The 10,355-nt window shown below is 70.8% G+C and carries 11 protein-coding genes; 6 read left to right on the top strand and 5 right to left on the bottom strand.

The genetic code is table 11. From position 1 onward, the window contains the following. Both M4J07_RS43875 and M4J07_RS43870 read left to right on the top strand, forming a co-directional pair. A partial coding sequence (locus M4J07_RS43875) for an ATP-grasp domain-containing protein (protein ID WP_255982185.1) occupies positions 1-149 on the top strand: 149 nt, incomplete at its 5' end. A gap of 67 nt (positions 150-216) precedes the next feature. After that, positions 217-1,386, top strand: coding sequence for a winged helix DNA-binding domain-containing protein (locus M4J07_RS43870; RefSeq protein WP_255982181.1), 1,170 nt, complete (start codon positions 217-219; stop codon positions 1,384-1,386). A 119-nt stretch (positions 1,387-1,505) separates the two neighbouring features. Here M4J07_RS43870 and M4J07_RS43865 read toward each other — a convergent pair whose 3' ends face one another. Beyond that, positions 1,506-2,198 carry a GAF and ANTAR domain-containing protein gene (locus M4J07_RS43865; protein ID WP_255982183.1) on the bottom strand — a complete coding sequence of 231 codons (693 nt, stop codon included), beginning with the start codon at positions 2,196-2,198 and terminating at the stop codon, positions 1,506-1,508. 133 nt (positions 2,199-2,331) lie between these two features. Here M4J07_RS43865 and M4J07_RS43860 point away from each other — a divergent pair, with 133 nt between their 5' ends. Continuing rightward, positions 2,332-2,685 carry a VOC family protein gene (locus M4J07_RS43860; RefSeq protein WP_255982179.1) on the top strand — a complete coding sequence of 118 codons (354 nt, stop codon included), beginning with the start codon at positions 2,332-2,334 and terminating at the stop codon, positions 2,683-2,685. A gap of 54 nt (positions 2,686-2,739) precedes the next feature. Here the strand turns inward: M4J07_RS43860 and M4J07_RS48605 are convergent, their stop codons facing one another. From M4J07_RS48605 to M4J07_RS43845, 4 genes are all read right to left on the bottom strand, one after another. Continuing rightward, on the bottom strand, positions 2,740-2,817 hold the full coding sequence (locus M4J07_RS48605) for a 50S ribosomal protein bL37 (RefSeq protein WP_370443954.1): 78 nt from the start codon (positions 2,815-2,817) through the stop codon (positions 2,740-2,742). 131 nt (positions 2,818-2,948) lie between these two features. Beyond that, positions 2,949-3,557: a hypothetical protein gene (locus M4J07_RS43855; protein ID WP_255982177.1), complete on the bottom strand. Its 609-nt coding sequence runs from the start codon at positions 3,555-3,557 to the stop codon at positions 2,949-2,951. Between the two features lie 147 nt (positions 3,558-3,704). Then, a complete protein-coding gene (glgX, locus tag M4J07_RS43850) occupies positions 3,705-5,807 on the bottom strand; it encodes a glycogen debranching protein GlgX (protein ID WP_255982175.1) in 2,103 nt (700 codons plus the stop codon). Next, a complete protein-coding gene (locus tag M4J07_RS43845) occupies positions 5,804-6,295 on the bottom strand; it encodes a pep a2 (protein WP_255982173.1) in 492 nt (163 codons plus the stop codon). The genes glgX and M4J07_RS43845 overlap by 4 nt, the downstream gene beginning before the upstream one ends. Positions 6,296-6,584: 289 nt before the next feature. Between M4J07_RS43845 and M4J07_RS43840 the strand changes: the two genes are divergently transcribed. From M4J07_RS43840 to treS, 3 genes are all read left to right on the top strand, one after another. Further along, on the top strand, positions 6,585-6,824 hold the full coding sequence (locus M4J07_RS43840; RefSeq protein WP_255982171.1) for a DUF5133 domain-containing protein: 240 nt from the start codon (positions 6,585-6,587) through the stop codon (positions 6,822-6,824). Between the two features lie 36 nt (positions 6,825-6,860). Continuing rightward, positions 6,861-8,879, top strand: coding sequence for an alpha-1,4-glucan--maltose-1-phosphate maltosyltransferase (locus tag M4J07_RS43835; RefSeq protein WP_255982169.1), 2,019 nt, complete (start codon positions 6,861-6,863; stop codon positions 8,877-8,879). A gap of 39 nt (positions 8,880-8,918) precedes the next feature. Beyond that, the coding region (gene treS / locus M4J07_RS43830; RefSeq protein WP_255982167.1) for a maltose alpha-D-glucosyltransferase at positions 8,919-10,355 on the top strand (1,437 nt) is incomplete at its 3' end.

The raw sequence follows: 10,355 nt of genomic DNA, 5'->3' as shown, positions 1-10,355 counted from the left end.
TGCGCGCCCTCGGCTGCCGTTTCGTCACCACCGACCTGGCGCTGCGCTCCGACGGCACCTGGCGGGTCGTGGAGGTCGGGGACGGCCAGGTCAGCGACCTGCCCGCGGCCGCGGACCACCGCACGCTCCTGCACGCGCTGCTCAGTTGAGGCCGAGCGCACCTCGCGTACGCCATCGAGGACAGCGGCTGACCTAGTTCGCCGTTAACGTCGGGGCATGCCTACGACGACACGCAAGGTGAGCTGGCTCGCGGCGAACGCCCGCCGCATGCAGCGCCAGGGACTGACCGAGCCGCTCCCCGCGTCGCCCACCGCCGTGCCCGCACTCGCCGGACTCATGCTGGGCGCACACGCCCAGGTCCTGTCGGCGGCCGAGCTGTCGCTGGGGCTGCGCCTCGACGGCGCGACGCGCGCCGACGTGCGGGCCGCGCTGTGGCAGGACCGGTCACTGGTCAAGACGTTCGGCCCGCGCGGCACCGTGCACCTGCTGGCCACCGCCGACGCGTCCCTGTGGACCGGGGTGCTGTCCGCCGTCCCGGGCGGTGGCGGACAGCAGGCCAAGGACGTCCGGCTGACCGCGGACCAGACCGATGCCGTCGTCGCGGCGGTCGCCGAGGCGCTGTCGGGCCGGGAACTGACCGCCGACGAGCTGACGGAGGCCGTCGTCGCGGGGACCGGCAGCTGGGCCGGCGACCTGGTCATGCCCGCGTTCCAGGGCATGTGGCCCCGCTGGCGGCAGGCGATGCACACCGCCGCGCACCGCGGGGTGCTCGCGTTCGGGCCGAACCGCGGCCGCCAGGTGACGTACACGAATCCCGGCGTGACACCGATGCCAAAGGACGCCGCCGTCGCCGAGCTCGTCCGCCGATATCTGTACGCCTACGGTCCGGCCACCCCGCAGCACTTCGCCAAGTGGCTGGCCGCGCCGGCGCGCTGGGCCGGCGACCACTTCGCCGGGCTTGCCCGGAGCGGGGTGATCGAGGAGGTCGACTTCGAAGGCGTCGGGGCGGCCTGGGTGGCGGCCGGCGACGCCGGGTTCCCGCAGCCCGCGGAGGCGGCCGTAGGGGTGCGGCTGCTCCCCTACTTCGACGCCTTCGGCATCGCCTCGCAGCCACGCGACCGGCTCTTCCCCGGACGGGCCGCCGAGCGGGCACTGGCGGGCGGCCAGGCCGGGAACTATCCGCTGCTGCTCGTGGACGGGACCGTGGCCGGTGTCTGGCACCAGCGCCGCTCCGGGAAGCGGATCACGGTCACCGTCGAACCACTGGAGACGCTCGCGGCAGCACGGGTCAGGGAGCTGGAGCGGGAGACGGAGCGCCTCGGCGCCATCGCCGAGGGCCGGACGGAGCTGACCGTGGGGCCGGTTTCGGTGGGACCGCACGCCTGACGAACATTGCCTGAATACCACACGCAAAGGCGGGGACCCGGCGCGCACGACGTGTCCGTTGTTCCCGGGGACCTGACACGTCGAGGCTCTCCTGGTTGTGCAACCAGCCAGGAGGGCCGTCACTCCGCCGGCAGGCCGCCCCGCTCGCAGACGCGCCGCGCGACGTCGCGGAGTTTGACGTTCTCCTCCTGCGAATAGCGGCGCAACACGTCGAAGGCCTCCTTCTCCGACAGGTCGTGGTTGGCCATGAGGATTCCCATGGCCTCGCCGATGACGTGCCGGGTGGCCACCGCGCGTTCCATCTGCGCGTGCTCACGGGCGCTGGAGAACGCGACGGCGGCGTGCGACGCGAGGGTCCAGCCCGCCGTCTCGCTGACCTCGGTGAAGGTGCCCGCCTTGCGGGAGTAGAGATTGAGGGCACCCAGGTCCTCGTCCTCGGTGTACAGCAGGAAGCCCATCATGCTGCCGATGCCGAGGGCGTGCGCCTCGGGCGCGTACGCGGGCCAGCGGGCGCCTTCGTCGGTCATGTCCCGGATGCGGAACACCGGGTGCCCCGTGCGCGCCGCGTCGAAGCATGGCCCCTCGCCGACCCGGGCCTGCAACTGGTCACTGCGGTTGACGAGCTCCTCCGTGGGCGCCAAGGTCTCGGCACCCCTGCCCTTGCTCAGCAGAAGGATGCCGGCCGCCTCGCAGCCGTCGATCAGACGCGTCGCGGACTCCGTCACCTTGCGCAGGGTGCCGTCCACCGAATCCTGCGCGAGCAGCTCCCGCGCGGTGGATGCCAACTGCACGGCGAACTCGCGCCAGTCCATGCGGTCCATGCGACCTCCTCCGTGTCATGCCGCGGGCAGGCATCCAGCCTGTCACGCACGCTCCGGGAACGCCGCGACATGGCACGAGGCCGGGTGAACCGCCACCCGTCCTTCGTCCTGACAGGATGGCGGCATGGAACGTGTGCTTGGAATCGGCGGGTACTTCCTGCGGGCCGCCGACCCGGTGGCCCTGGGCGCCTGGTACCGCGACTGTCTGGGCCTGGACGCCGACGAGAACGGCCTGTGGCGGCCGGACGACGGGCCGACGGTGTTCGCGGCCTTCGAGTCCGGGACCGACTACTTCGGGTCGCGTACGCAGCAGTCCATGCTCAACTTCCGGGTCGGTGACCTGGACGCGATGCTCGCGCAGCTGCGTGCCGCGGGCGCGGACGTGGCGCAGGAGACGCAGGACATGGAGGGGGTCGGCCGGTTCGGCTGGGTCCACGATCCGGAGGGCAACCGGATCGAACTGTGGCAGCCCGCCTGACCGGCCGACGGGGCGGCACCCCAAGGTGCCGCCCCGTCGTCGCGCCGTCGGTCCTCAGGACTGGGGACGGCTGCCGTGGTTGGCACCGTTCTTGCGGCGTGCCTTCTTCTTGCGACGTCGCTTCGAGGACATGAAGCTACCTCCCAGGGTCGGTGTTTCTTGTGTTTCTCCCTGGACCGGTCCAGGCGAGCACGCTGCCGCCTACCCAGCCACACACGCCTCTATGGTGTGGGCTGGGTCACTGCACTCGCACGAGCGACAGGTCAGCCCAGCTTGTTGACGGCGGTCACCGTCGTCTTCTTGAAGCCGGCCACCGGCGCATCGGCGAAGCCGCCCATCTGCCCCCACTGCACGACGGTGACGACGTTGCCGTCCCGGCCGACCGAGAACAGGTTGATGTCGTTGGCGCCCCACGTCGCCTCGGTGTGCACCCCGTACACGTGGGCGCCCTCCTCGACGTTCAGCTTCCCGTAGTACTTCTGCTCCGCGCTGACCTCGGGGTCCGCCGCCGTCACGTCCTGGGCGCAGCTGTCCAGGTGCTTGCGGAACAGCGCGGCGAGGGCCTTGGCGTGCTGGGCGTCGCGCTCGACGACGGTCACCTGGAGGGCGCCGGTGTCGAGGTCGGTGCGGTAGGCGCGGTGCACGGAGGTGGACGGCAGCGCGTCACCCACGCACAGCGGCAGCGGGTCGGGCTGCCCGGCCGTGACCGGTCCCGCGTACCAGTCGGAGGACGGGTGGGGCGGAAGCTCGGACGGGGAGAGGAAGCGGGGCCCGTCGGCGGCCGACGCCGGTCCGGACACGGCGGCGACCGCCGTCAGGGCGGCCGCGAAAACCCCGGCCGTCGTTCCTCGGCGCACGCGTACGTTCGTCATCTCGATGTTCCCCCATGTCGGTAAGTCGATAGATCGGTGGGGACGGCAGAGCCGCGCGGTCAACGCACTCCTGCTCCCTGTCCCCCTCGCCCGATACGACCCGCGACGCCCGCCTGCCGTTGCCCTCGCCCATGTCACAGAACTGTCCTAAGCGTCACGGGAGTTCAGGAGCGCCGACGGCCGGGTGAGCACGACCAGGCTGCGGGACTCGACCCGGAGCGGCGCCTCGGCCTTGTGCTCCTTCTCGTCGGGCTCGCCGCCCGGCTCCGCCGTGTCGATCAGCGTCGTCCAGGACTCTCCGTACGCCGCGTCGGGCAGCCGGAACTCCATCGGTTCCCAGTAGCAGTTGAAGAACATCAGGAAGGAGTCGTCCACGACCGGGTTCCCGAGGAGGTCGTGTTCGGTGATCGCGTCGCCGTTCAGGAAGACGGCCAGCGCGTGGGCGTCCGGCCACCGCCACTCCCTCGGGGTCATCACGGCTCCGTCGGGGCGCAGCCACACCAGGTCGGGGAGCCGCTGTCCCGTGCGCGGGGCGGTCTCGCCCCGGAAGAAGCGGCGCCGGCGCAGCACGGGATGCGCCGTGCGCAGCTCGCCGAGCCGGCGGGTGAAGTCCAGCAGGGCGGACTCCTCGTCGTCCAGGTCCCAGTCGACCCAGCTCAGTTCGTTGTCCTGGCAGTAGACGTTGTTGTTGCCGCGCTGGGTGCGGCCCAGTTCGTCGCCGTGGCTGAGCATCGGGATGCCCTGCGACAGCATCAGGGTCGCCAGGAAGTTCCGCTGCTGCCGGGCGCGCAGCGCACGCACGCCGGGATCGTCGGTCGGCCCCTCGACACCGCAGTTCCAGGACCGGTTGTGGCTCTCGCCGTCCCGGTTGCCCTCGCCGTTGGCCTCGTTGTGCTTGTCGTCGTACGAGACCAGGTCGCGCAGCGTGAATCCGTCGTGCGCGGTGATGAAGTTGACGCTCGCACGGGGCCTGCGGCGGTCGCGCTGGTACAGGTCGGCGGAGCCGGTGAGGCGGGAGGCGAACTCCGGGAGCGCGTGCTCGCGGGCGCACCACAGGTCCCGGACACTGTCGCGGTACTTGCCGTTCCACTCGGACCACAGCGGCGGGAAGTTCCCCACCTGGTAGCCGCCGGCGCCCAGGTCCCAGGGCTCGGCGATCAGCTTCACGCGGTTGATGACGGGGTCCTGCTGGATGAGGTCGAAGAAGGCGGAGAGCCGGTCGACCTCGTGGAACTGCCGGGCCAGGGTGGCGGCGAGGTCGAAGCGGAACCCGTCGACGTGGCACTCGGTGACCCAGTAGCGCAGCGAGTCCATGATCAGCTGAAGGACGTTCGGGTGCCGCATCAGCAGACTGTTGCCGGTGCCCGTGGTGTCGTAGTAGCGGCTGAAGTCCTCGTCGGACAGCCGGTAGTACGAGGCGTTGTCGATGCCGCGGAAGGAGAGCGTGGGCCCCTTCTCGTTGCCCTCCGCCGTGTGGTTGTAGACGACGTCGAGGATCACTTCGAGGCCCGCCGCGTGGAAGGCCTTGACCATGGTCCTGAACTCGTCGACCTGCTGGCCGAGGGTGCCGGTGGCGGCGTAGGAGTGGTGGGGCGCGAAGAAGCCGATCGTGTTGTAGCCCCAGTAGTTGGACAGGCCCCGGTCCCGCAGGAAGCCGTCCTGGACGAACTGGTGGATCGGCATCAGCTCGACGGCCGTCACCTTCAGGGACGTCAGGTGGTCGAGCACGGCCTCGCTGGCCAGACCCGCGTACGTGCCGCGCAGGTTCTCGGGCACTCCCGGGTGCGTGCGGGTCAGTCCGCGCACGTGGGCTTCGTAGATCACGGAGTCGGTGTAGGGGTGCCGGGGGGACTCGTCCTGCGCCCAGTCGAAGGCCGGGTCGACGACGACGCCGCACAGGCCCTGGGCGAATCCCGCGCCGGGCGGACCCTGTTCGTGGATCGCCCGCGCGTAGGGGTCCAGGAGGAAGGCCGTGGCGTCGCAGCGGTGTCCGGACGCCGGCTCCCAGGGGCCGTGCACCCGGTAGCCGTAGCGCTGCCCCGGGCCGACGTCCGGCAGGTAGCCGTGCCAGACGAAGCCGTCGACCTCGGGCAGGGTCACCGGCCGTTCGGAGCCGTCGGCCGCCACCAGGATCAGGTCGACCTGCTCGGCGACCGCGCTGAACAGGGCGAAGTTCGTGCCGTGACCGTCGTAGGCCGCCCCCAGCGGGTAGGGGCGGCCTGTGCGTACGACGGCGGTCGCTGCGGTCACGAAACCGCCCCGGCCGTCAGCGGCACGTCCCGGTCGGACGGCGCGGGCACGGTCCGCGGAACCTGCCGTGCGGCGCCCGTGGACGGCACGGGACGCTTCGGGGCGAGCGGCTCACGGACGTTGTTCCGGCTGCGCAGCGAGAACCAGACGATGCGCCGGGCGTGCGCAGTGCAGCTGCCCCAGCCGTCGCTCAGCGCCGCGATGCGCCGCAGACAGGCCAGCGGCGCGGACCCCTGCCCCGCCTCGGTCGCGTCCTGGTGCGAGACGGCGGTGATCAGGTGCTGGCCGGTCCACCACGTCTCGATCGTCACGGGGCCGCCGCCCGCGGCGGCCTCCATCAGCAGCCCGACTCCCCGGGTCGCGGGCGTCGCCAGCTTCTCAAGACCCCAGTACCGCAGGTGCGCTGCGACGATGCGCTGGACCTGGCCGACGCGTTCCGGCTCGGGGTCCACCTCGACGTGGTAGTAGCGGGGCACTGTCCGGTTCATGGTTTCTGCTCCTCACCGCGGAGCTCGCGCCCGTCGCCACGACGGGGGCCGTGCGCACGGAGCGTGAGCACTGCTTGCTCGAGAGTCAACAGTCAGCCTGACCCCGCTACTCCATTCGTGCAACACGAGAGTGATCGCCCTGTGACGCTCGGCTCAACAGGACGGATGCGGGATCGCCCCGCACGATGGTGGAGGAGCTGCCGCGTGTGACCGGCCGCTCCCTCTCCGTACACGGACGTAGGGCCCGCCCGGGCCCGGCGGTACGGGGCCCAGGAGGTCGACGGATGCCATGGCCGCATCACGCACCACCGAGGAGACCGACCGGCGCCTGCGGCGCTACCGCCGGTGGCAGCGGCGCTTTCTCGCCGCTCCCGCCGACCCGCGGGTCCGCGCCGGGTACGAGCGGGCCGTCAGGGCGCTGTGCACGGCGACCGGTGAGCGGTGCGGCCGGGAGGCGGCGGCGACGGCGGAACGACGACCGACCGCCGCACGGCCGCACGACCGGACGGCGACGACGAAGGCTGCCTGACCTCAACTTCCCTGCTCAGCACAGGAGATGAGACCGATGACGACGGTGTCGCACCATGTGCCCGTCTCGATCGAACGGACCGGACCTCGCGTCACGGAGGGCCTGGGCACGGCGAAGGCCGTGGTCGGCGAGCCCTTCCCGGTGACGGCCACCGTGTTCGTCGAGGGGACCGCCGTCGTCCGGGCCCTGGCCGTGCTGAGCGGTCCGGACGGCGTGGCGGGCGAGTCCCGCGCGATGCGCGAGTCGGCGCCGGGCACCGACCGCTGGAGCGCCGAGGTCACCCCGACGTCGACCGGCACGTGGACCTGCCGCGTCCGCGCCTGGTGCGATCCCGTGGCCACCTGGCAGCGCGACGCCGCCCTCAAGGTGGAGGCCGGCGTGGACGTCGACCTCACGCTCGAAGAGGGCGCCCTGCTGCTGGAACGTGTCCTCGCGGACCTGCCCGCCGGCTCCCCGGCCGGAGCCGTGCTGCGCACCGCCGTCGCCGGACTCTGCGACGGCCGGCGTGCCGCCCGCGACCGGCTGGCGGCGACGACCGCGCCGGAGGTCCGCGCCGTCCTCGACGCCCATCCCCTGCGGGAGCGGCTGACCGAGAGCGAGCCGCTGCCGCTGCTGGTGGAGCGGGAGCGGGCGCTGTACGGGGCCTGGTACGAGTTCTTCCCGCGCTCCGAAGGGGCGGTGGTGGAGGCGGGGAAGCCGCCGGTGACCGGGACGTTCGCGACAGCGGCCGAGCGACTGCCGGCGATCGCCGCGATGGGTTTCGACGTCGTCTACCTGCCGCCGATCCATCCGATCGGCACGACGCACCGCAAGGGTCCGGACAACGCGCTCGCGGCGGGCCCGCACGACGTGGGCGTGCCGTGGGCGATCGGCTCGCCCGAGGGCGGCCACGACGCGGTACATCCGGACCTCGGCACGCTCGACGACTTCGATCGATTCGTCGCGCGCGCGCAGGAGTTGGGTATGGAGGTGGCGCTCGACTTCGCGCTGCAGTGCTCGCCCGACCACCCCTGGGTGGACAAGCATCCGGAGTGGTTCCGGCACCGTCCGGACGGCACGATCGCGTACGCGGAGAACCCGCCGAAGAAGTACCAGGACATCTACCCGATCGCCTTCGACCGGGACCTGCCGGGTCTCGTGGCGGAGACGGGCCGGATCCTGCGGCACTGGATGTCCCACGGGGTGCGGATCTTCCGCGTCGACAACCCGCACACCAAGCCGGTGGTGTTCTGGGAGCGGGTCATCGCCGACATCAACGGCACCGACCCCGATGTCGTCTTCCTCGCCGAGGCGTTCACCCGCCCCGCGATGATGCGAACCCTGGCAGGGGTCGGCTTCCAGCAGTCGTACACGTACTTCACCTGGCGGAACACGAAGCGTGAACTCACCGACTACGTCGAGGAGTTGGCGCGGGACACGGCGGCGGTGCTGCGGCCGAACTTCTTCGTGAACACCCCGGACATCCTCCCCGGGTTCCTCCAGGACGGGGGCCGCGCGGCTTTCGAGCTGCGGGCGGTGCTGGCGGCGACGCTGTCACCGGCCTGGGGCGTCTACAGCGGCTACGAACTCTGCGAGAACACGCCCCTGCGTCCCGGCAGCGAAGAGTATCTGCACTCCGAGAAGTACGAACTGCGGCCACGCGACTGGGAGTCGGCCGAGCGCGAGGGGCGCAGTATCGCGCCCCTGCTGTCGACGCTCAACGACGTCCGGCGGCGCAACCCGGCCCTGCGCCGGCTGCGCGACGTGCACTTCCACCACGCCGACAAGGACGAGGTGATCGTGTACTCGAAGCGCACCGGGGCGAACACGGTCCTGGTGGTCGTGAACCTCGACCCGCACCACGCCCAGGAGGCGACGGTACGGCTCGACTGCGCACTCCTGGGCGTGGAGCCGGACGCCTCTTTCCGCGTGCGCGACGAACTGACCGGCGCGACCTACACCTGGGGCGCCACCAACTACGTCCGCCTGGTGCCGGGCGAGTCCCCGGCGCACATCCTCACTCTCGAAGATCCCGGCGCTCCCGGCGTTCCCGGGGTTCCCGGCGCTCTCGGCTGAGCGACCCGCTCGAGGACGCGGCAACGGAGGGAGATTCCCATGACCGTCCATGACCCGGCGCCGACCCCGTCCACTCCCGCCAGACGGCGGGACCCGGACTGGTTCAAGCGCGCCGTCTTCTACGAAGTGCTCGTCCGCTCGTTCTACGACAGCAACGGCGACGGCGTCGGCGACCTCAAGGGCATCACGGCGAAACTGGACTACCTCCAGTGGCTGGGAGTCGACTGCCTCTGGCTGCCGCCCTTCTTCAGATCGCCCTTGCAGGACGGCGGTTACGACGTCGCCAACTATGTGGCCGCACTGCCGGAGTTCGGTGACCTGGCCGACTTCGTCGAGTTCGTCGACGCCGCGCACCAGCGCGGCATGCGCGTGATCATCGACTTCGTCATGAACCACACCAGCGACCAGCACGAGTGGTTCCAGCAGTCCCGCTCCGACCCCGAAGGCCCCTACGGCGACTACTACGTCTGGGCCGACGACGACAAGCAGTACCAGGACGCCCGGATCATCTTCGTCGACACCGAGGCCTCCAACTGGACCTTCGACCCGGTCCGCAAGCAGTACTTCTGGCACCGCTTCTTCTCCCACCAGCCCGACCTCAACTACGAGAACCCGGCCGTCCAGGAAGAGATCCTCGCCGCCCTCAGGTTCTGGCTCGACCTCGGCATCGACGGCTTCCGCCTCGACGCCGTCCCCTACCTCTACGCCGAAGAGGGCACCAACTGCGAGAACCTCCCCGCCACCCACACCTTCCTCAAACGCGTCCGCAAGGAGATCGACGCCCAGTACCCCGACGTGGTCCTGCTGGCCGAGGCGAACCAGTGGCCCGAGGACGTCGTCGACTACTTCGGCGACTACCAGTCCGGCGGCGACGAATGCCACATGGCCTTCCACTTCCCGGTCATGCCCCGCATCTTCATGGCCGTCCGCCGCGAATCACGCCACCCGGTCTCCGAGATCCTCGCCAAGACCCCCGCCATCCCCTCCAGCTGCCAATGGGGCATCTTCCTGCGCAACCACGACGAGCTCACCCTCGAAATGGTCACCGACGAAGAACGCGACTACATGTACGCGGAATACGCCAAGGACCCCCGGATGCGCGCCAACATCGGCATCCGCCGCCGCCTGGCCCCGCTCCTGGACAACGACCGCAACCAGATCGAACTCTTCACCGCCCTGCTGCTGTCCCTGCCCGGCAGCCCGATCCTCTACTACGGCGACGAGATCGGCATGGGCGACAACATCTGGCTCGGCGACCGCGACGCCGTGCGCACCCCGATGCAGTGGACCCCCGACCGCAACGCCGGCTTCTCCTCCTGCGACCCCGGCCGCCTCTCCCTGCCCACCATCATGGACCCCGTCTACGGCTACCAGGTCACCAACGTCGAAGCCTCGATGTCGTCCCCGTCATCGCTGCTCCACTGGACCCGCCGCATGATCGAGATCCGCAAACAGAACCCCGCCTTCGGCCTCGGC

The organism is Streptomyces longispororuber (genome assembly GCF_024448165.1).
GTDB classification, from domain to species: domain Bacteria; phylum Actinomycetota; class Actinomycetes; order Streptomycetales; family Streptomycetaceae; genus Streptomyces; species Streptomyces longispororuber_A.
This window is presented reverse-complemented; position numbering and strand designations above follow the sequence as displayed.